Origin of the sequence: Nocardioides sp. Root151 (assembly GCF_001427925.1) — a bacterium.
Classification (GTDB): domain Bacteria; phylum Actinomycetota; class Actinomycetes; order Propionibacteriales; family Nocardioidaceae; genus Nocardioides.
On record NZ_LMGG01000001.1, the window covers coordinates 631,064 to 651,546 of the forward strand.

Annotated in this window: 21 protein-coding genes; 5 read left to right on the forward strand and 16 right to left on the reverse strand. The window is 70.6% G+C overall.

Annotation, left to right across the window (positions count from 1 at the left end):
* Positions 1-383: 383 nt before the first annotated feature.
* On the forward strand, positions 384-800 hold a 417-nt coding region (locus tag ASD66_RS25125), incomplete at its 3' end, for an HNH endonuclease signature motif containing protein (RefSeq protein ID WP_235529944.1).
* A 274-nt stretch (positions 801-1,074) separates the two neighbouring features.
* Here the strand turns inward: ASD66_RS25125 and tsaD are convergent.
* The 10 genes from tsaD to glmS form a co-directional block, all read right to left on the reverse strand.
* Complete coding sequence (gene tsaD / locus ASD66_RS02935) at positions 1,075-2,118, reverse strand: tRNA (adenosine(37)-N6)-threonylcarbamoyltransferase complex transferase subunit TsaD (RefSeq protein WP_056681638.1); 1,044 nt, start codon at positions 2,116-2,118, stop codon at positions 1,075-1,077.
* Positions 2,115-2,567 carry a ribosomal protein S18-alanine N-acetyltransferase gene (gene rimI, locus ASD66_RS02940; protein ID WP_056889991.1) on the reverse strand — a complete coding sequence of 151 codons (453 nt, stop codon included), beginning with the start codon at positions 2,565-2,567 and terminating at the stop codon, positions 2,115-2,117. The genes tsaD and rimI overlap by 4 nt, the downstream gene beginning before the upstream one ends.
* Positions 2,564-3,202 carry a tRNA (adenosine(37)-N6)-threonylcarbamoyltransferase complex dimerization subunit type 1 TsaB gene (tsaB, locus tag ASD66_RS02945; RefSeq protein ID WP_056889992.1) on the reverse strand — a complete coding sequence of 213 codons (639 nt, stop codon included), beginning with the start codon at positions 3,200-3,202 and terminating at the stop codon, positions 2,564-2,566. Before tsaB ends, rimI begins: the two co-directional genes overlap by 4 nt.
* A 66-nt stretch (positions 3,203-3,268) precedes the next feature.
* Positions 3,269-4,189: a tRNA (adenosine(37)-N6)-threonylcarbamoyltransferase complex ATPase subunit type 1 TsaE gene (tsaE, locus tag ASD66_RS02950; RefSeq protein ID WP_056889993.1), complete on the reverse strand. Its 921-nt coding sequence runs from the start codon at positions 4,187-4,189 to the stop codon at positions 3,269-3,271.
* Positions 4,186-5,286, reverse strand: coding sequence for an alpha/beta fold hydrolase (locus ASD66_RS02955; protein WP_056889994.1), 1,101 nt, complete (start codon positions 5,284-5,286; stop codon positions 4,186-4,188). Before ASD66_RS02955 ends, tsaE begins: the two co-directional genes overlap by 4 nt.
* Before the next feature lie 49 nt (positions 5,287-5,335).
* Entirely contained in the window at positions 5,336-6,493 is a 1,158-nt protein-coding gene (alr, locus tag ASD66_RS02960) for an alanine racemase (protein WP_056889995.1), read from the reverse strand.
* Positions 6,494-6,530: 37 nt separating this feature from the next.
* A complete protein-coding gene (locus ASD66_RS02965; RefSeq protein ID WP_056889996.1) occupies positions 6,531-7,205 on the reverse strand; it encodes a lysophospholipid acyltransferase family protein in 675 nt (224 codons plus the stop codon).
* A gap of 9 nt (positions 7,206-7,214) precedes the next feature.
* Entirely contained in the window at positions 7,215-8,603 is a 1,389-nt protein-coding gene (locus tag ASD66_RS02970; protein ID WP_056889997.1) for an NAD(P)H-hydrate dehydratase, read from the reverse strand.
* A 36-nt stretch (positions 8,604-8,639) separates the two neighbouring features.
* Positions 8,640-8,990 (reverse strand): holo-ACP synthase, encoded by a 351-nt coding sequence (locus tag ASD66_RS02975; protein WP_056681646.1) that lies wholly within the window; start codon positions 8,988-8,990, stop codon positions 8,640-8,642.
* 124 nt (positions 8,991-9,114) lie between these two features.
* Positions 9,115-10,959 carry a glutamine--fructose-6-phosphate transaminase (isomerizing) gene (glmS, locus tag ASD66_RS02980; RefSeq protein WP_056889998.1) on the reverse strand — a complete coding sequence of 615 codons (1,845 nt, stop codon included), beginning with the start codon at positions 10,957-10,959 and terminating at the stop codon, positions 9,115-9,117.
* 56 nt (positions 10,960-11,015) lie between these two features.
* Between glmS and coaA the strand changes: the two genes are divergently transcribed.
* Positions 11,016-11,993, forward strand: a complete 978-nt coding sequence (gene coaA / locus ASD66_RS02985; protein ID WP_082563808.1) for a type I pantothenate kinase — start codon at positions 11,016-11,018, stop codon at positions 11,991-11,993.
* A gap of 52 nt (positions 11,994-12,045) precedes the next feature.
* Here the strand turns inward: coaA and ASD66_RS02990 are convergent, their stop codons facing one another.
* The 6 genes from ASD66_RS02990 to rplM all read right to left on the reverse strand — a co-directional run bounded on the left by ASD66_RS02990 (position 12,046) and on the right by rplM (position 17,386).
* On the reverse strand, positions 12,046-12,822 hold the full coding sequence (locus ASD66_RS02990) for a hypothetical protein (protein ID WP_056889999.1): 777 nt from the start codon (positions 12,820-12,822) through the stop codon (positions 12,046-12,048).
* Between the two features lie 7 nt (positions 12,823-12,829).
* Positions 12,830-13,876, reverse strand: coding sequence for a GNAT family N-acetyltransferase (locus tag ASD66_RS02995; protein ID WP_156388516.1), 1,047 nt, complete (start codon positions 13,874-13,876; stop codon positions 12,830-12,832).
* A complete protein-coding gene (locus tag ASD66_RS03000; RefSeq protein ID WP_056890001.1) occupies positions 13,873-14,877 on the reverse strand; it encodes a GNAT family N-acetyltransferase in 1,005 nt (334 codons plus the stop codon). The genes ASD66_RS02995 and ASD66_RS03000 overlap by 4 nt, the downstream gene beginning before the upstream one ends.
* 165 nt (positions 14,878-15,042) lie before the next feature.
* Entirely contained in the window at positions 15,043-16,392 is a 1,350-nt protein-coding gene (gene glmM / locus ASD66_RS03005; RefSeq protein WP_056890002.1) for a phosphoglucosamine mutase, read from the reverse strand.
* 20 nt (positions 16,393-16,412) lie between these two features.
* Positions 16,413-16,922, reverse strand: a complete 510-nt coding sequence (gene rpsI / locus ASD66_RS03010; protein WP_056684904.1) for a 30S ribosomal protein S9 — start codon at positions 16,920-16,922, stop codon at positions 16,413-16,415.
* 20 nt (positions 16,923-16,942) lie between these two features.
* On the reverse strand, positions 16,943-17,386 hold the full coding sequence (gene rplM, locus ASD66_RS03015) for a 50S ribosomal protein L13 (RefSeq protein ID WP_056681660.1): 444 nt from the start codon (positions 17,384-17,386) through the stop codon (positions 16,943-16,945).
* Positions 17,387-17,742: 356 nt separating this feature from the next.
* Here rplM and ASD66_RS03020 point away from each other — a divergent pair, with 356 nt between their 5' ends.
* The 3 genes from ASD66_RS03020 to ASD66_RS03030 are packed head-to-tail and all read left to right on the forward strand — an operon-like array spanning position 17,743 to position 20,460.
* Positions 17,743-19,062 (forward strand): citrate synthase, encoded by a 1,320-nt coding sequence (locus tag ASD66_RS03020; RefSeq protein WP_056890003.1) that lies wholly within the window; start codon positions 17,743-17,745, stop codon positions 19,060-19,062.
* A 46-nt stretch (positions 19,063-19,108) separates the two neighbouring features.
* Positions 19,109-19,921: a ceramidase domain-containing protein gene (locus tag ASD66_RS03025; RefSeq protein ID WP_056890004.1), complete on the forward strand. Its 813-nt coding sequence runs from the start codon at positions 19,109-19,111 to the stop codon at positions 19,919-19,921.
* Between the two features lie 8 nt (positions 19,922-19,929).
* Positions 19,930-20,460: a DoxX family membrane protein gene (locus tag ASD66_RS03030; protein WP_056890005.1), complete on the forward strand. Its 531-nt coding sequence runs from the start codon at positions 19,930-19,932 to the stop codon at positions 20,458-20,460.
* The last annotated feature ends 23 nt before the right edge of the window (positions 20,461-20,483 follow it).

Here is a 20,483-nt window from a genome sequence, read left to right on the forward strand (position 1 = left end):
GGGTGACACCGACACCCTCGGCCAACGCAAGGCCAAGGCCCTCGGCGTGATCGCGGATCGGCAGGCCAGCGCAGACCTCCTCGGCCTCATCGGCGACGACAACGGGACCGACGACCATGCCAACAGGAACCGTGACGGCGACGGCAACCACGACGGTGCAGGAGTCGGTGAAGGCGACGGCGACGGCGATGCAGCCAGTGAAGGCGACGGCGCCGGCAGTCACGGTGCGGGCAAGCAGGTCACGCCGCGCAAGTCCTACCTCAAGACCCGGCTCTACATCCACGTGAACCTCGCCGACCNGCACCACAACCACTGGAACCAACGACTCAGCCACTGGCACCGCCGGAACCGACTGCGCCGGTGACCACGAGACGGCACCGGGGATGGCGGACACGAACCTGTTCGGCGCCGTCACGACCGAGAAGATCCTCGACTGGATCCGTGACCTCGGCCCCGACGCCACCCTCACCCCAGTCATCGACCTCAACCACGACTGGGCCGTCGACCAGCACGACCCACCCGAAGCCATGCGCGAACAAGTCATCACCCGCGACCAGCACTGCGTCTTCCCACACTGTTCGGTTGATTCGAGGCGTTGCGACCTCGACCACATTGAGTCCTACGACGACCACGGGCCACCGGGCCAGACCAGCCCCGACAGACTTGCCCCGTTGTGTCGACGACATCACCTCGCCAAAACCCATGGCCGGTGGTCCTATGTCAGGAACAAGGACGGGACCTATACCTGGACCAACCAGTACCGCCGGACCTGGCTGGTCACCACCCACGGGACCATCGAANGCGGGCAACGTCATCCGCAGCAGCTTCGGGAACAGCACAAACAGCACCGGCCCCACAGCACCACCAGCGCAAGCCCCGCCACCACAGAACACGGTGAACGGGGCCACCGCCACGCCCGCACCCGCCCACACCAACTGCACTGGCCTGGCCAAGCGTGGTCTCGAGACGGCACTGGCGCGCCTCCTCAACCACCGACGCGAGCGGCACTGGCGCGCCTCCTCAACCACCGAGAAGGGCACACGAAGCGGACGCGGCCTCCTCAACCAGCAGAAGTCAGACCAGGACCGTCGTGATCGGCTGGGAGGAGTCGGCGGGGAGGTCGAGGGCGGAGGGCGTGCGGCCCCGGGCGACCATCTCGGACCCGAGGGCGGCCACCATCGCGCCGTTGTCGGTGCACAGGCCGGGCCGCGGGACCCGCACCCTGATGCCCCGTGCCGCGGCGCGTTCCTCGGCCAGCACCCGGAGGCGTGAGTTCGCCGCGACCCCGCCGCCGATCAGGATGTCGTCGATCCCCTCGGAGACCGCGGCGTCGATCGCCTTGCGGGTGAGCACGTCGCAGACCGCCTCCTGGAACGAGGCGGCGACGTCGTTGACCGGCACCGGCTCACCGGAGCGCTCGCGGGCCTCGACCCAGCGGGCGACCGCGGTCTTGAGCCCGGAGAACGAGAAGTCGAAACGGTGTCGCTCCAGGTCGCGTCGCGAGGTGAGGCCACGGGGGAAGTCGACGTACACGCTGGAGCCCGAGGCGGCAGCGCGGTCGATGAACGGGCCGCCGGGGAACGGCAGGCCGAGCAGGCGGGCCACCTTGTCGAACGCCTCGCCGGCCGCGTCGTCGATGCTGGCGCCGAGCGGGTCGACGCCGGTGGTGATGTCGGCGACACGGAGCAGCGAGGAGTGACCGCCGCTGACCAGCATCGCGATGCACGGCTCGGGCAAGGGCCCGTGCTCCAGCTGGTCGACCGCGACGTGCGAGGCCAGGTGGTTGACGCCGTAGAGCGGCTTGCCGAGTCCGAGGGCCAACGACTTGGCGGCGGCCACGCCGACCAGCAGGGCGCCGGCCAGTCCGGGGCCGCTGGTGACCGCGATCGCGTCGACGTCGCGGAGCGCGATGCCGGCCGTCGTACAGGCACGCTCGATGGTCGGCACCATCGCCTCGAGGTGCGCCCGCGAGGCGACCTCGGGCACGACGCCGCCAAAGCGGGCGTGCTCCTCCACGGACGAGGCGACCGCGTCGGCCAGCAGTGTGTGGCCGCGCACGATGCCGACGCCGGTCTCGTCGCAGGACGTCTCGATGCCAAGGACCAGGGGTTCGTTCATGAGGGGCTCCTGGACGGGCCGATCGACCGGCGCATCACGATCGCGTCGGAGCCGTCCTTGTAGTAGCGGGGTCGTACGTCGATCTGCGCGAAGCCCGACGCGGCATAGAAGGCCAGCGCCTCCGGGTTCACCGCGGACACCTCGAGCAGCATCCGGTCGGCGCCGTCGTCGTCGGCCGCGTCCAGCACGTGCTCGAGCAGTGCGGCGGCGATGCCCTCCCGCTGCCGCGACGGGTGTACGCCGATGCGCGCGAGGTCGACGAAGTCACCGGCCAGGGTCGTGATCGCATAGCCGACCGGCTCGTCGTCGTCCTCGAAGACCACGAACAACCGGCCGTCGCGCTCGAGGTCGTCGAGGAGGGAGTCCTCGTCCCAGGCCTCGGCGCCGAACAGGTTCTCCTCGAGCTCGGCGACGGCAGCGCAGTCCGCGGCGAGCGCCGGCCGGATCACGAGACCCTCTTCGGCTTGCCGGGCATCACGGCGTCGGGTCTGCGCAGGTAGAGCGGCTCGGGGTCGAGCAGCTCGACGCGCTCGTCGGCGACTGCGACCGCGAGCCATCCGGCGCCGGGACGTTGCGGACCGACCGAGGTCGGGAAGCTCTCCGGATAGAGCGCGGCACCCTCGCCGACGACGGGCATCGCGGTGGCCACGTCGGAGGGCCGGCTCACCTGAGGTTCGTCGAGACGCGCGCCCGACTCGTCGTACGGCGCCCAGTAGACCTCCTTGCGCCGGGCATCGGTGGCCACCACGAACGGCTGGTCCACCGCGCCGACTGCGACCGCCTCGACGGCCAGCACGTCGAGCGAGCACACGCCGTACACCGGCACCTCGAGCACGAAACCGAGCGTGCGGGCGGTGACCAGCCCGACCCGCAACCCGGTGAAGGGTCCGGGCCCGACGCCGACGGCAATCGCGGTGACGTCCTGCCGCACCGCACCGGCCTGGGCCAGCACCGCCTCGATCAGCGGGGCCAGCTGCTCGCCGTGCTTCATCGACTGCTCGGAACGCAGCTCGGCCAGCACGTCGTCTCCCTCGGCGAGGGCGACGGTGACCTGGGGGGACGCGGTGTCGAAGGCGAGGAGCACGAGGACGAGGTTAACCGCGTGCCGGCGCGAGCGCGATCACGAGGGTCCCGCGCGCGACGAAGCCGCTCAGACCGGCCAGGCGATGTCGGCCCAACGCAACCCCACCGGCTGTACGACGGCCTCGCGCACGTCGTGGTCCTCCAGCGACGAGACGTCACCGGTGGCCCGCAGCAGCGAGATCTCCAGGCGGTCGTCGGCCAGGCCCTCCGCGACTCCGGCGCCCCACTCGACGACGGTGACCGCCTCGTCGAGGGACGTGTCGAGGTCGAGGTCGTCGAGCTCGTCGATCGAACCGAGACGGTAGGCGTCGACGTGCACCAGCGACGGGCCTCCGACCAGCGAGGGGTGCACCCGCGCGATGACGAACGTCGGCGAGGTGACGTCGCCCCGCACCTCGAGCCCGGCCCCGAGGCCGCGGGTGAAGGTGGTCTTGCCGGCCCCCAGCTCGCCGGTCAGGATCACCAGGTCACCGGCCCGCATCAGCCCGGCGATCCGCTCACCGAACGCCGTCGCGTCCTCGGCGGTCGGCAGGGTGAACCTGCGTGGGAAGACCTTGACGAGGTGCAGGAACGCTCCTTCGCGGGCGCCGCGGACGAAGCCGTTGTGCTCCCAGAACGCGACGGAGGCGGGGAGCTCGACGCGGGCCACGACCCGCACCGACGTGCACCCGAGAGACTCAGCGTGCTCCTCCGCGGCCCGCACCAGGTCTCCGGCGACGCCCGAGCCCTGGGCGCCGGGCACCACCCCGAACCGACGCAGGGCCAGGGTTGGTCCCTCCCGGTCGAACAGCAGGGAGCCGACTGCCTTGTCGTCCTCGAGGGCCAGCAGGCCACCCTGGTCGGCGAGCGCCTTGCCGATCGACTCGACAGTCTCGGCCAGCGCACCTGCCGGCGGGTCGAGCGGTGGGCGAGCGCCGAACGCGGCGCGCACCACGGCGTACACGTCGCCCGCGGCCGCCTGGTCGACGGTCTCGATCCGCCGGCTCACGAGGGCTGCTCCCTTTCGTGCTCGAGCGCGGCCGCGAGCAGGTCGTCGAGCGCGGCGTTGACCTCGACGTGCCGCTCCATGATCACCATGTGCCCGGCGCCGTCGAACTCGACGAGGCGCGAGTGCGGCAGCAGCGAGTGCATCTTGCGGCTGTGCCCGATCGAGGTGAGCTTGTCGGCGGTGCCGCAGATGATCGTGGTCGGCACCCGTTCGAGCGCGTTCAGCACGGCGAACTTGTCGAGCGCGTCGAAGCTCGGGAAGAACTCCGCCAGCACCTCGAACGGCGTCCCAGAGAGCATCGAGTCGACGAACGTGACGTACTCCCCCGGCACGTCGCTGCCGAACGCGAAACGGTCGGTGGCCACGATCGCGAAGTCCTTGCCGAGGCGTCGTACGCCGTCGACCACGCGCGCACCACGAGCCAGCCCGGCGATCAGTCGCGTCGTCATCAGGCCGGCCACGCCGCGCGGCACCATCGGCAGCACGATGCGGTGCGGGCTCAGGCCACCGGCGGTCGTGGAGATCAGCGCGACCCCGGCGATCCGGTCGCCGAACAGCTCGGGGTGCACCTCCGCCAGCGCCACGATCGACATGCCACCCATCGAGTGCCCGACCAGCACGACGCGGCCGTGGGGCACCACCTGGTCGAGCACCTCGCGCAGGTCCTGGGCGAGCTGCTCGATGGTCGCGTTCTTCGACGACGACCGTCCGGACCGGCCGTGTGAGCGCTGGTCGTAGTAGACCGCCCGGACCAGCCCGCGGTAGCCGGCCCGCTGGAAGTGCCAGCAGTCGAGGGTGAGCGCGTAGCCGTGCACGAAGACGACGGTGAGGTCGTCGTCAGCGAGCTCGCCGGCTCGACGGGCGCCCTCGGGGGCGGTGTACTCGTCGACCTCGACGTGGAGCGGTACGCCGTCGTCGGCGATGACGGTGACCGGTGCCGAGTGCAGGGAGCCGAGCTCGAGCGCATCGCCGACACCGCGGCGGGCGATGATGCGTCGCTGCCTGACCACGCGTACGGCGGTGCCCGCGACCGTGCCGGCCGCCGCGACACCCGCCACCCCGGCGGCGACCTGCAGGACCCGTCTACGCACGCTCATTCGGGGTCCCCGCGTCGGTGCGAGCGCAGCGAGCAGCGTCGTGGGGTGTTCATGCGGGCGATCCTTCACTGTCGACGTGTACCCGCTGCAACCGGCCACCGACCCGCGTGACGATCTCGTAGTTGATGGTGCCCGCGGCCTCGGCCCAGTCCAGGGCGGTCGGTGCGCCGTCGTGCCCGGTGCCGAAGACCTCGACCCGGTCGCCAGCGTCGGCCGGTTCACCGGAGAGGTCGACCATGAACTGGTCCATGCAGATGGTGCCCCGGACCGGCCGCCGTCGTCCGGCGTACCACGCGTCGACCCGGTTGGAGGCGATGCGGGGCAGGCCCTCGGCGTAGCCGATCGGGACCAGCCCGATCGTGGTGTCGGCCTCCGCGGTCCACGTGTGGCCGTAGGAGACGGACTCGCCGGCCGCGACCTTCTTGACCATCGCGAACCGCGCACGCACGGTCATCGCCGGCACCAGCCCGAGGTCACCGGTGACGCCGGGCGCCGGGTCGAGTCCGTAGCTGGCGATGCCGCAGCGCACGAGGTCGAAGTGGACGCTGGGGCGGAGCACGGCGGCCGCACTGTTGGCCAGGTGACGCACCTCCGGCGTCAGGCCGGCCGCGTCGACCACTGCCAGCGCGTCACGGAAGACCTTTTCCTGGCTGTCGTTCGCGGGGTGCTCCGGCTCGTCGCTGCAGGCCAGGTGTGACCAGATGCCGGTGATCCGCACGTGCCCGCGCTCCTCGGCCGCGCGGGCCTCGGCGGTGAGCGCAGGCCAGTCGGCCGGCAGGCAGCCACCGCGCGAGAGGCCGGTGTCGACCTTGAGCTGCACACGAGCGGTCGTACCGAGATCGCGGGCCGCGGCCTCGATCTCGGCCAGCTCGGCCAGGGAGTACGCCGTGACGTCGATGTCGCGGGTGATCGCGGCCGCCCAGTCCTCACCGGGCACGGTCAGCCAGCACAGCAGTCGTCCGGAGTCGCCGCCGGCGCGCACCGCCACGGCCTCGTCGATGGTGGCCGCGCCCAGCCAGTCGGCGCCGCCCTCGCGGGCCGCCCGGGCGGCCTCGTGGACGCCGTGTCCGTAGCCGTCGGCCTTGACCACCGTCATCATCAGCGGTCCGGAGCCGGTCGAGCCCTTCACGATCTCCCGCAAGCGCCGGACGTTGTGCCGGATCGCCGCGACGTCGACCACGATCTCGGCGCGCGCACCTTCAGTCATGGCCGCGATTCTGTCAGGCCGAGTGCCCGGACGAACGTCAGGACTCGTCCTCGACCGGACGGTCGTTGTACTGCCCCGCCAGTTCCTGGCCGCTCAGCTGCGCGATGGCAGCCATGATCTCGTCGGTCGCCTGCCGGCGTGCCCGGCCGGCCGGCACGTCGTCGAAGCGGCCGGTGAAGTCGAGCGGTTCGCCGATCGCGACACGCACCTTGGCCAGCCGCGGCAGGCGTGAGCCGACCGGCTGGAGCTCCGCGGTGCCCTGCAGCCCGACGGGCACGACCGGCACGCCCGCGGTCAGCGCGAGGTGGGCCACGCCGGTGCGTCCGCGGTAGAGCCGCCCGTCGCGCGACCGGGTGCCCTCGGGATAGATGCCGAACGCCTCGCCCTTGCCGAGGACCTTGAGCGCCGTGTCGAGGGAGGTGAGCGCTGCCTGCGCGTCGTCACGGTCGACCGGCAGCATGCCGAGGCCCTCGAACCAGGCCTTGGACAGCGCGCCCTTGATGCCCGACCCGGTGAAGTAGTCGGACTTGGCCAGGAAGACCACCTTGCGCGGCGCCACGATCGGGATCACGAGGCTGTCCGCGAACGAGAGATGGTTGCTGGCGACGATCACCCCACCGGAGGCGGGGATGTTCTCGAGGCCGGTGATCTCCGGACGCCACACGGCTCGTGCCACGGGCGGGACGACGGCGTGCAGCGCGGTGTAGAGCATGGGGTCAACCTAGTCATGCTCCGTGCACACCATGTGAACGATCTCAGGAATGCCCCTGGCGACGTCACCGGCCACGATCGGCCCACCGTCGGAGGCCAGGGTCGCTGCCGCACCGTGCAGCCAGGACCCGACCGATGCCGCGTCGAAGGGGTCGAGGCCCGAGGCGAGCAGCGCGCCGGTGACCCCGCCCAGCACGTCGCCTGCCCCGGCGGTGGCCAGCCAAGGCAGCCCGGTGGTGGTCACCCGGACCCGTCCGTCGGGGCGTGCGACGAGCGTGTGGCGCCCCTTCAGCACGCACACCGCTCCCCACCGCTCGGCGGCGGCGCGGGCCCAGTGGAGCTGCCGGTCCTCGACCTCGGCGCGGTCGATGCCCAGCATCCTGGCCAGCTCGCCGGCGTGCGGGGTGAGCACGACGCCCTCCGGCAGGTCGGCGGGCAGGTCCACCAGTGCGTCGGCGTCCAGCACCACCGGTACGCCGTCACGCAGTGCGGCTGCTCGCTCGTCGACCGCGTCGGCACCGCCACCGGAGCCGACCACCCAGGCCTGCACGCGTCCGGCTCCCACGAGCACCTCGGGGTGTGCCGCGAGGACCTGTTCGGCGACCTCGAGGGGACCGACGTAGCGGACCATGCCGGCCAGCCCGCACGAGGCGCCCGCAGCGCTCAGCAGTCCGGCACCCGCGAAGGCCTCACCGGTGCGCAGGCCGACGACCCCGCGGGTGTACTTGTGGGCGTCCGGTCCGGGGCGGGGCACGAGTCGCGCGAGGTCGGCGGGCTGGAGCGACTCGACACCGGCCTCCGGCAGGTCGAGTCCGAGGTCGACCAGGGCCACGGTGCCGCAGGCGAGAGCGGCCGGGTCGACGAGGTGCGCGACCTTGTGTGTGCCGAAGGTCACGGTCACGTCGGCCACGACATGGGGTCCGGGTGTCTCGCCGGTGTCGACGTCCACGCCGCTGGGCACGTCGACGGCGACCACGGGCACGCCGTCGTACGCCGCCAGCTCGGCGACCGCCTCGGGACGCAGGCCCGGGCGTCCTCCGATGCCGACGATGCCGTCGACCAGCACGTCGGGACGGGCGCCACCGCCCGGCTCCCGGACCAGGCCACCGGCCCTGCGCAGGGTGGCCAGCCCGGCCTCGTGGACGCGCGTGGAGAGCAGCACCGCCTCGACCGCGCAGCCGCGGCGGGCCAGCATCGCACCGGCGTGCAACGCGTCGCCGCCGTTGTCGCCCGAGCCGACCAGCAGCAGGACGTGTCGCCCGTAGGCGCCGCCGAGCAGGTCGATGACGGCGGTGGCCAGGCCGGCCGCGGCACGCGCCATCAGCGCGCCCTCGGGCAGGCGTGCCATAAGTGCCGCCTCGGCCGCCCGGACCTGCTCCACGGTGTGTGCTCCACGCATGGAGCCCAACGTACCTACACCGACGAGAGGGCCGCGTCAGCCCTCGAGTACGACGAACGCCGACGCGATGCCACCGTCGTGGCTCAGCGAGAGGTGCACCGACGACGCACCGAGTGCGTCGGCCGCGGCCCTCACGGTGCCCCGCAGCTCGAACCTCGGTCGGCCGGAGGTCTCGGAGATCACCTCGGCGTCGTGCCAGGCCAGTCCCGCCGGGGCACCCAGCGACTTGGCCATCGCCTCCTTGGCCGCGAACCGGGCGGCCAGGGACTGCGGGTGGAGCGATGCCTCCGCGGGGGTGAAGAGCTTGTGGCGCAGCGCCGGCGTGCGTTCGAGGGAGGCGATGAAGCGCTCGATCTCGACCACGTCGATGCCGACCCCGACGATCACCGGGTGTCCTGGGATGGGGTGGTCATCGGGGTCCCCGCGGGAAGGCAAGCGAAGCGCGTTCTCGTGGGGTGATTCATCGGGGTCCCCGCGGGAAGGCAAGCGAAGCGCGTTCTCGTGGGGTGTTTCATTCGACGGTGACGGACTTGGCCAGGTTGCGGGGCTGGTCGACGTCGTGGCCCATCAGGGTGGCCAGCTCGCAGGCGAACAGCTGAAGCGGCACGACCGCGACCAACGGCTGGAGCAGCGTGGGCACCTTGGGCAGCGGGATGATCTCGTCGGCGTACTTCGCGACCGACTGGTCGTCCTCCTCCGCGAGCACGATCGTGCGGGCGCCGCGGGCCCGGATCTCCTGGATCGCGCTGACCATCTTGTCGTGCAGCTGGTCGCGGCCGCGGGGCGGCAGCACGCAGAAGACCGGCAGTCCGGGCTCGATCAACGCGATCGGGCCGTGCTTGAGCTCGCCCGCGGCGAAGCCCTCGGCGTGGATGTAGGCCAGCTCCTTCAGCTTGAGCGCACCTTCCATGGCCACCGGGTAGCCGGCGTGACGGCCCAGGAACAGCACCGCCTTGGAGTCCTTGAGCGTGGCAGCCAGCGCGTAGACCTGGTCGGCGCGGTCGAGCACCTGCTGGATCTGCGCGGGGATCTGCTGCAGGTCGCGCACGACCGAGGCGATCTCGTCACCGAACTTCGTGCCCCGAAGTTGCGCGAGGTAGAGGCCGAGCAGGTAGCAGGCCACCATCTGGGTCAGGAAGCCCTTGGTCGAGGCAACCCCGATCTCGGGTCCGGCGTGGGTGTAGATGACCGCGTCGGACTCACGCGGGATCGTGGCGCCGTTGGTGTTGCAGATCGCCAGCACCTTGCCGCCCTGGGCGCGGGCATGCCGGATCGCCATCAGGGTGTCGGCGGTCTCGCCCGACTGGCTGATCGCGACGACGAGCGTGTTGCGGGTCAGGATCGGGTCGCGGTAGCGGAACTCGTGGGCCAGCTCGACCTCGACGGGGATGCGGGTCCAGTGCTCGATGGCGTACTTGGCCACCTGACCGGCGTACGCCGCGGTGCCGCAGCCCACCACGATGATGCGGTCGATGTCGCGCAGCGCCTCGTCGTCGATGCGCACCTCGTCGAGCATGAGCTGGCCGTCCTCGGTGTGGCGGCCGAGCATCGCGTCGTACACCGACTCGGGCTGCTCGAGGATCTCCTTGCGCATGAACCAGTCGTGGCCGTCCTTCTCCGCGGCCGCGAGGTCCCAGTCGACGTGGTAGCGCCGGCCCTCGGCGGGCGAGCCGTCGAAGCCGGTCACCTCGACGCCGTCGCGGGTGATCGTGACGACCTGGTCCTGGCCGAGCTCGAGCGCCTCGCGGGTGTGCTCGATGAACGCCGCGACGTCGGAGCCGAGGAAGTTCTCTCCCTCGCCCAGCCCGACCACGAGCGGGGAGTTGCGGCGGGCGGCGACCACGCGGTCGGGGTCCTGGCCGTCGACGGCGACGAGTGTGAAGGCGCCCTTGAGGCGTCGGCACACCTGCTGCATGGCCACGGTGAGGTTGACGCCGGTGGCCAGCTCGCGCTCGAGCAGGTGGGCGGCCACCTCGGTGTCGGTCTCGGAGACGAGGGTGTGGCCCTCAGACTCGAGCTCGTCACGCAGCTCGGAGAAGTTCTCGATGATCCCGTTGTGCACCAGTGCCAACCGCGACTCCTGGCCCAGGTGCGGGTGCGCGTTGGTGTCGTTGGGGGCACCGTGGGTCGCCCAGCGGGTGTGGCCGATGCCGGTCGACGAGGTCGGCAGCGGGGCCTCGGCGATCGCCTTGTCCAGGTTGGCCAGCTTGCCGGCGCGCTTGTCGGAGGCGATCGCTCCCTCGTGCACCAGTGCGATGCCTGCGGAGTCGTAGCCCCGGTATTCGAGTCGACGCAGCCCCTCCATCACTACCTGCTGAGCCTGCTTGCTGCCGACGTACCCAACGATTCCACACATGGCGGGAAGTGTATCCGCCCGAAGCAGTGGCCCTTCCCCCTGCAACAATGCTTGGCATGTCCTCACCGGCAGGCTCCGAGAGCCGCGAGCAGGCGCGCGAGACCTCGCCGTACGTCGAACTCGACCGCGCTGCCTGGGCCGCGTTGGCCGAGCACACCGAGCAACCCCTCTCCCCCGAGGAGATCGACCGGGTCAGGGGCCTCGGCGACGAGCTCGACCTCGACGAGGTGCAACAGGTCTACCTGCCGCTCTCCCGGCTGCTGAGCATGTACGTCGAAGCGGCCGGCAAGCTCCACCGGAGCCAGCAGGAGTTCCTGGCCCGGCCGACGCCACCGCGCACGCCGTTCGTGATCGGACTGGCCGGGTCGGTGGCCGTGGGCAAGTCCACCACTGCTCGCGTGCTGCAGCAGATGCTGGCCCACTGGCCCGAGCACCCGTCGGTCGCGCTGGTCACCACCGACGGCTTCCTGATGCCCAACGCCGAGCTCCAGCGCCGCGGCCTGTTGTTGCGCAAGGGCTTTCCGGAGTCCTACGACCGCAAGGCGCTGCTCCGCTTCGTGGTCGACATCAAGTCCGGCAAGGACGAGGTCGAGGCACCGATCTACTCACACCTGACCTACGACGTGGTGCCCGACGAGAAGATCGTGATCCGGCATCCCGACATCGTGATCATCGAGGGCCTCAACGTTCTCCAGCCGGCCCGGGTCCGCGATGACGGCCGCACCGGCCTTGCGGTCAGCGACTTCTTCGACTTCAGCGTGTTCGTCGACGCCGCGACCACCGACATCCGTCACTGGTACATCCAGCGGTTCCAGCGGTTGCGCGAGACCGCGTTCCGCGACCCCGAGTCCTACTTCACCCGCTACGCCAGCCTGACGGAGTACGAAGCGGTCGCCGAGGCGACCCGCATCTGGGAGAGCATCAACGGGCCCAACCTGGTGCAGAACGTGTTGCCGACCCGTTCGCGGGCGACGTTGGTGCTGCGCAAGGACGCGGACCACTCGGTGCGCTACGTGCGGCTCCGCAAGCTCTGACCCGCACTGGTCCACTCTGCCCTGCACTGGCCCGCGCCGGCCTGCTCGACGCTCAGTCCTCGAGCGACTGGCCGATCGCCCTCCACTGCGTGTCGGTGATCCCGACCGCCGAGACGTAGCGCGCCTGCACGAGCGTCTTGGCGCCCTCGGAGGTGTCGATCGTGGTGACCGAGACCTGCGCCTTGGTCGGCAGGCAGACCCCGCTGAAGATGCTCATGTCGATGTCGATCGACGCTCGGGCGGCCGTCGTGCCGTCGTCGAGGGTGACCTCCTTGGCCACCGCTCGGGTCATCGTGCCGGTGGTCCCGTTGGCGTTGGTGCCGTAGCCGCGTGCCCAGCCGCGCGCGGCGTCCTCCGCGATGGTCTTCAGGTCGCCCGAGGGGACGGTGTCGGCCAGCACGGTCCAACCGCCCGGGACCCGTTCGCCGCCGTCCTTGCACCTGTTACCGTAGTAGTTGGCCAACGCGTGACCACTCACGTAGGCCTTGCCGCTCTTGTCGGTGAAGCTGACCGCGTAGTCGGAGGCGAAAGGTTTCCAGCTGGTGGGCGGCAATCGGTAGCTGGCCACCTCACCGGAGTCGCCGGGCATGCCGTTGACGACCTTCCAGCCGGTGTAGTCGAAGCCCGGGTCCTCGGTGGTGCTCGTCTCGGACGGCCCCGTCCCGGACTCCGTCGGGTCGCCCTTGCCGCGGACCAGGGTGCCCGAGCCGTCGGGGTCGTCACCCTGGCCGGCCGCGACACCCGCGGTGATCCCCGCGCCCAGGGTGGTCAGGACGCTCACGACAGCAAGCGCCAACGCTGCCTGGCGCAGGCCTCCCCGTTCGTTCATGACTCCATCATGACGCACCGGGATTCTTCTGAAACTCCCCCAGTCGTTCGACCGGGCGGAAGCCCAGCAGGTCGTTGACCGCCACCATGTGGTCGTTCACCTCCGCGTTCCAAGTGCGTACGACGCCCAGGTCGGGGCGTTCACGTTGCAGGGACACGAGGTTGCGCGCCTTGAGCGCCAGGCCGAGCCGGTGGCCGCGATGCGCCGACCAGACCAGGGTGCCCCACTGGTAGCCGCGGCCGCGGTCGTGGGCGCTGGCGACGATGTCGGTGTAGCCGGCCAGTGTGCCGTCGTCGGCGATGGCGACCGTGCCATAGCGGGTGCGCCCCTGCCGCTCGAGGACCTCCTGCTCCGCACGGAAGGCATCGACGTCGACGTGACTCGACTCGAGGACGAGGTCACCGGTGGGCGCCTCGGTCATCAGCGCTCCGCACAGGGCGGCGTACTCGGCGAGGAGCTCCTCGGGGATCTGCCCGGCGAACGAGCGGAAGGTGTACGACGCGTGGCTCGGCGCAGCTGAATCGACGAGGGCATGCAGGTCGTCCTCGGGGACCGGCAGGTCGAGGATGCGCTGCACGTCACCGATGCCGAAGGTGAACCCGCGGTGCCGCAGGAAGTCGGCGTACGGGTGTCCAGAGCCGTCCTGGGGCGCGTCGATCGGGTAGCTGCACTCGGCGAGCAACCGGGTGCGGCCGGCCGCCCGGGCCTGCTCCTCGAGCACCGCCAGCATGGCCGAGCCGTGCCCGTGGGTGCGATGGGCCGGCTCGGTGAAGACCTCCACCATGGCGAGGTCGCGGTTGTCGTGGTGGGTCAGCCTGAGCTTTCCGGCGACCACCGTGCGGCCCTCCAGCAGCCCCGACCACCACGCGCTCTCCTGGTGCTCCTGCACCGCCTGTCCCTGGGCCCGCAGCTCGGCCAGCGTCCAGGTGCCGGCCAGCTCCTCGCGTCCGTGTGCGTCGGCAGCGGCGTACGTCGCGTACCAGGCCTCGAAGGCCTCGTCGTCGAACGGGTCGACCCGGACGATCTCGCAGCTCATGCCCTTCCCTTCCGTCATGCCAGACGCTTCTGCACGTCGAGGCAACGCTCCACCACGCGATAGCCCATGCGCTCGTTGACCGCGTTCATCGGCGCGTTGACCCCGGCGTTGCCGGTCTCGATGAACTCGCACTCGGGGAAGAGCTCCCTCACCCGCCCGTGCGTGAGCAGCTTCATCGCCAGGCCCAGCCGATGGCCCCGGTGTTCGGGGACCACCAGCGTGCCACCGACGCCAGCGTGCCGTGGGTCGGCCCGGCTCAGGCGTACGTCGGAGAACCCGCAGACCTCAGCGGTCGGGGTCAGCGCCAGCGCCGTGACGTTGACCCGGCCGGCCTCGACGCGTTCGCGCTCGCCGAGACGGATGCGCTCGGGAGTCCACTGGGCGTCCTCGAGGTCGAGGTCACCGGACGGAATGGCACCGATGAAGACCGAGAGCACGTCGGCGAACCCCTGGACGTGCTCCTCGGGGCACGGGCCGTCGAAGACGATGCAGGAGTAGCCGTCGAGTCCGGCGTCCGCCTCGTCCTGCAGGGAACCCCACGACTCTGTCGCGGTGGCCAGGTCGACCAGCTTGGTCTCCTCGGCACTCCCCACGGGGTATCCGCGCGCGGCGGCGAAGAGCGAGCCCGGGCTCTCCCCGTCGACCGGGGCGAAGGCACTCGAGATGATCGAGGTGCGGCCGCTGCGGCGTACCCGCTCCTCGGCCTCGTCGAGCAGCTGCGTGCCGAACCCGCGCCGGCGCTGTGCCGGGTCGACGTACACGGTGACCTCGGCGAGGTGGGTGTTGTCGAGGAGGAACTCCACGACCAGTGCCGTGCCCACTGCGGCGCCCGCGTCGAAGGCGGTGAGCAGGGTGATCGCGGAGTCGGTGCGCGGGAACGGCAGCGCCACCCGCGAGACCTCCCACGCCGGCCATGCGTCGAAGGGCCGCTCCGCGCTGGCCGCGTGCCCGACCTCCCACCAGGTGCGCAGCGCGGCCTCGTCATGGACGTCGACCTCGCGGATCTCCAAGTCACTCACGGGGCGACCCTAGGCACTGGGGCAGGCCGGGTCGACCCGTTTTCGTCCCACCCCGCCCCGGGTAACGCGGGGTTACGGTCGCTCCACACGCGTCACGCCACGGGCGAACCGACCACAGCACCGCACAAGTGCGGCCCCGTATCCGTTACCCGTACCCGCGCTCGGTCAGAGCGACAGGCGCTCGCGCACGACGGCGGCGAGCTGCTCGGCCACCGAGGCGGCCTGTTCCTCGGTCGGGGCCTCGACCATCACCCGCACCAGCGCCTCGGTGCCCGAGGGGCGCAGCAGCACCCGACCGGTGTCGGCCAGCTCGGCCTCGGCCTCGGCGACCGCCGCAGCGAGTACGGCGTCCTCGTCGGCCCGCGACTTGTCGACGCCGGGGACGTTGATCAGCACCTGCGGCAGCCGGGTCATCACCGCGGCCAGCTCGGCCAGGGAGGACCCGGTCGAGGCCATCCGCTCCAGCACGTGGAGTGCGGTGAGGATGCCGTCGCCGGTGGTGGCGTGCTCGCTCATGATCACGTGGCCCGACTGCTCGCCGCCGAGGCCGTAGCGACCGGCCTTCATGGCCTCGAGCACGTAGCGGTCGCCGACCTTGGTCTGGCGCACCTTCACCGAGTTGGCCTTCATGGCCTGCACGAAGCCGAGGTTGCTCATCACCGTGGCGACCACGACGTCGTTGGGCAGCCGACCGGCGTCGCGCATGGAGAGCGCGAGTACGGCGAGGAGCTGGTCGCCGTCGACGACCTCGCCCGAGGCATCGACGGCGAGGCAGCGGTCGGCGTCGCCGTCGAGGGCGAAGCCGACGTCGGCGCCGTCCTTGATCACGGCCTTGCGAAGGGACTCCAGGTGGGTCGACCCGCAGTCGTCGTTGATGTTGAGCCCGTCGGGCTGGGCGTGGATCGCGGTGACGTCGGCCCCGGCGTCCGCGAGCGCCTTGGGCCCGGCCTCGGCGGCCGCACCTTCGGCGCAGTCGAGCACCACGCGCAGTCCGGTGAGCGGACGGGTCGTCGTACGGACCAGGTGGGCGCAGTAGTCGTCGACCGCCGCGTCGTACGTCGCCACGCGGCCGACGTCGCCACCGGTGGGACGGTCCCAGGGCTCACCCAGGCGCTGCTCGATCGCGTTCTCGATCGCGTCGTCGAGCTTTACCCCGCCCCGGGCCAGGAACTTGATGCCGTTGTCGGGCATGGGGTTGTGCGAGGCGCTGAGCATCACGCCCAGGTCGGCCTCGAGCGCACCGGTCAGGTAGGCCACGCCCGGTGTCGGCAGCACGCCGAGCAGGAGGACGTCGACCCCGGCAGAGGCCAGGCCGGCCACGACGGCAGCCTCGAGGAACTGCCCGGAAATGCGCGTGTCCCGACCCACCACGGCGACGGGGCGGTGCCCCGCGAACTCGCCGCGGTCGGCCAGGACATGTGCAGCAGCCACGGAGAGGTCCAGGGCCAGCTCTGCGGTCAGTTGACCGTTCGCCAGACCCCGGACCCCGTCCGTGCCAAACAGTTTCTGCGGCATGGACCCAGAAACCTGCGCGATCAGCGCTTGGAGAACTGCGGTGCCTTGCGGGCCTTCTTGAGACCGGCCTTCTTGCGCTCGATGACGCGCGCGTCGCGGGTCAGCAGCCCGGCCTTCTTGAGCGACGGGCGGTTCGCCTCGACGTCGATGGCGTTCAGGGCACGGGCCACGCCGAGACGCAGGGCGCCGGCCTGGCCGGTGATGCCACCACCGTGGATGCGGGCGATGACGTCGAAGCGGCCCTCGAGCTGGAGGTTCGCGAACGGCTCGTTGACAACCTGCTGGTGCAGCTTGTTCGGGAAGTACGAGTCGAGGTCGCGGCCGTTGACGGTCCACTGGCCGGTGCCGGGAACGAGGCGGACGCGGGCGACGGCCTCCTTGCGGCGGCCGGTGGCGTTCGCGGGCGCGATGGTCGCGGGACGCAGCGGGGCGTCGGCGGACGGGGCGGACTCCGAGGAGTACGCGACGCCGTCTTCGTTGGTCTCGAAGGTCTCTTCGACCTCGGCGGTCTCAGCCTGGTTCTCAGTCACGTTGATGTCCTTGTCTGCAATCACTGGGAGATCTGCGTGATCTCGAACGGCTTGGCCTGCTGGGCCGCGTGCGGGTGCTCGGGTCCGGAGTAGACCTTGAGCTTCTTCAGCATCTGGCGGCCGAGGCGGTTCTTGGGGAGCATGCCCCAGACCGCGTTCTCGATGGCCTTGCGGGCGTCCTTCTCGAGGAGGTCACCGATCGGCGTGGTGCTCAGGCCGCCCGGGAAACCGGAGTGGCGGTAGACCATCTTGTCGGTCTTCTTCTTGCCCGACAGGGCGACCTTCTCCGCGTTGACGACGATGACGAAGTCACCCATGTCCATGTGCGGGGCGAAGTTCGCCTTGTGCTTGCCGCGGAGCAGCGTCGCGGCCTGGACGGCGAGGCGGCCGAGGACAACGTCCTGGGCGTCGATGACAAGCCATTCGCGCTGGATGTCAGCGGGCTTGGGGCTGTACGTACGCACGTATGTAGCCTTTTCGTTCGTTGGGCCCGGGCAGAGGTCCTGACCGGGTGGTGACGCAGCGCTTCTGACGAACTCTGCCCGGTTCCATTTCGTCCGGGTCTGCACCCGTGCGGGCGCGGCAGGAGACGCGACTGTCAAGAATAGGCGGCGCGCTCCCCCACGGTCAAAACGGGCGAACCCACCCGATCGTGGCCACTGCCCGTCGTACGACGCACGGCGTACCGGCGCGGCTTGCTACTCACGGGTCACGACCACGATGAGGGACGCCGCGTTCGCGTCATCGACACGGACGGAATAGGTTGGCATCCGACACATATACGAGAGTCAACGACACTCTTTCACCGACAGGAGCCGACGTGACCGACGTACCGGCCGTCACTGCCAACGAGGCAGGCTCGCTCACCGTTCGAGACAACCGCACGGGCAGCGAGTACGAAGTACCCATCACCGACGGCACCATCAAGGCCGCCGACCTGGGCAAGATTCGCGTTTCCGAGGAAGAGCCCGGCCTGGCGGTCTATGACCCCGGCTTCGTCAACACCGCATCGTGCCGCAGCGCGGTCACGTTCATCGACGGCGACAAGGGCATCCTCGAGTACCGCGGCTACCCGATCGAGCAGTTGGCCGAGAAGTCCAACTTCCTCGAGGTTGCCTACCTGCTCATCCACGGCGAGCTGCCGACCAAGGAGCAGTACGACAACTGGGAACACGAGATCACCTACCACACGTTCGTGCACGAGAACGTGAAGACCTTCATGCAGGGCTTCAGGTACGACGCCCACCCGATGGGCATGATGATGGCCTCGGTGGGTGCCCTCTCGACGTTCTACCCCGACGCGCGCAACATCGGCGACCCGGACAACCGGCACATGCAGATGGTGCGCATGATCGCCAAGATGCCGACGCTCGGCGCCTGGTCGTTCCGCCACGCACAGGGCAAGCCCTACATCTACCCTGACAACGACCTCGGCTACACCGCCAACTTCCTCTCCATGCTGTTCAAGATGAGCGAGAAGAAGTTCGAGGCCGACCCGCGCCTGGTCAAGGCCCTCGACGTGCTGTTCATCCTGCACGCCGACCACGAGCAGAACTGCTCGACCAACGCGGTCCGCTCGGTCGGTTCCAGCCAGGTCGACCCCTACTCGGCGGTGGCTGCCGGCGTCGGCGCCCTCTACGGCCCGCTGCACGGTGGCGCCAACGAGGCCGTGCTGCGCATGCTTCGGCGCATCGGCAAGAAGGAGAACATCCCCGCGTTCATCGAGGGTGTGAAGGCCGGCAACGAGAAGCTGATGGGCTTCGGCCACCGGGTCTACAAGAACTTCGACCCGCGCGCCACGATCATCAAGAAGGCCTGCGACGACGTCTTCGAGGTCACCGGGGTCAACCCGCTCCTCGAGATCGCCAAGGAGCTGGAGAAGATCGCGCTCGAGGACGAGTACTTCGTCAAGCGCAAGCTCTACCCGAACGTCGACTTCTACTCCGGCCTGATCTACGAGGCCTTCCAGTTCCCGCCCGAGATGTTCACCGTGCTGTTCGCCATCGGCCGTACGCCGGGCTGGCTGGCCCAGTGGCTCGAGCTGGTCCAGGACAAGGAACAGAAGATCGCGCGTCCGAAGCAGATCTACACCGGCGACCGCCAGCTGGACTTCGTGCCGGCTTCCGAGCGCTGGAAGTGAACTGACCCAGCACCTCGACCCGGGCCCCGGACGCCGGCTTCACGCCGTGCGTCCGGGGCCCGTGGTCTGTGCCGGGGTGGTGGCCGTCGCCGGTGTGGGGCTCCTGCTCCTGGCGGCGTACGACGGGTGGCTGGGCGCCGACGTCGGCCGCGGCGACACGTTCTGCGAGGCCGCCCGCGGCGGGTTCATCAAGCAGCCGGCCAACACGTGGAGCAACCTCGGGTTCGTGGCCGCCGGACTGGCCATCGCCTGGTCGTTGCTGCGCCACAGCCCGACCCGCGGCGCCCTGGGCCGGCACCGGTCACTCGCCCCCGCGTTCGCAGTCCTGGTCGTGCTCCTCGGGCCGGCCAGCATGGCCATGCACGCCACGCAGTCCAGCCTCGGTGGCCACCTCGACATGGCGAGCATGTACCTCGTGGCCTCGTTCATCGCCGGCTACGCGCTGATGCGGCTCCTCGGCCGCGGGCCGGGCTTCCTGGCGATCATCTTCGTCGTCTTCGTCGCCGCGTGTGAGATCGCCGGGCTGTGGAGCCGCGAGATCCCGGTCGTGATGTACGCCGGCAACGTCGCGTTCGGCTTCCTCCTCGTGGTCGGCCTGGCCATCGAGGCAGTCCTGGTCCGCCGCGGTCTCTTCCCGCACGCACGGTGGGCCTGGGCCGCGGTGGCCTGCATGGTGGTCGCCTTCACGATCTGGAACCTCACGGCGTCGGGCACCGGCCTCTGCTCGCCCGACTCGCTGCTGCAGGGTCACGCCGTCTGGCACGTGCTGTGCGCGGCGTCGGCGTACTGCCTCTATCGCCACTACGCGACCGAAATCGACCGGGACCCGACTCCCGCCCGACTTGGCGGTCGGGTATGAATGGAGGCATGACTCTCGTGCGACTGATCGCCCGTCCGCTCCTCGCGACCACGTTCTTCTTCGGCGCCACCAACGCCCTGAAGAACTCCGACGCGCTGGCCGCCAAGGCCGCCAAGGTCACCGACCGGGTCGTCCCGCTCGCCCAGCGCGTCGCGCCGGGTGCGCCGGTGCCGTCGAACCCGCAGACGCTCGTGCGCCTCAACGCCGGCGTGCAGATCGCGGCCGCCGCGGCCCTGGCCCTCGGCAAGGCGCCGCGTCTGTCCTCCACGGTGCTGGCCGCGAGCCTCGTGCCGACCACCGTCGCCGGTCACCCCTTCTGGGAGGAGACCGACCCCGCCGCGAAGAACATGCAACGGCTCCAGTTCTTCAAGAACGCCGGCGTGCTCGGCGGCCTGCTGCTGGCCGGCGTCGACACCGAGGGCAAGCCGGGCGTGGCCTGGCGCGCCCGCCACGCCGCCACCTCCGCCCGCAAGGACGCACGCCGCCTCGCCAAGGACGTACGCCGCGAGGCGAAGCTGGCCAAGGCCCAGCTCTCCTGATCCCGGTCCGCCCGGCGCCGGGC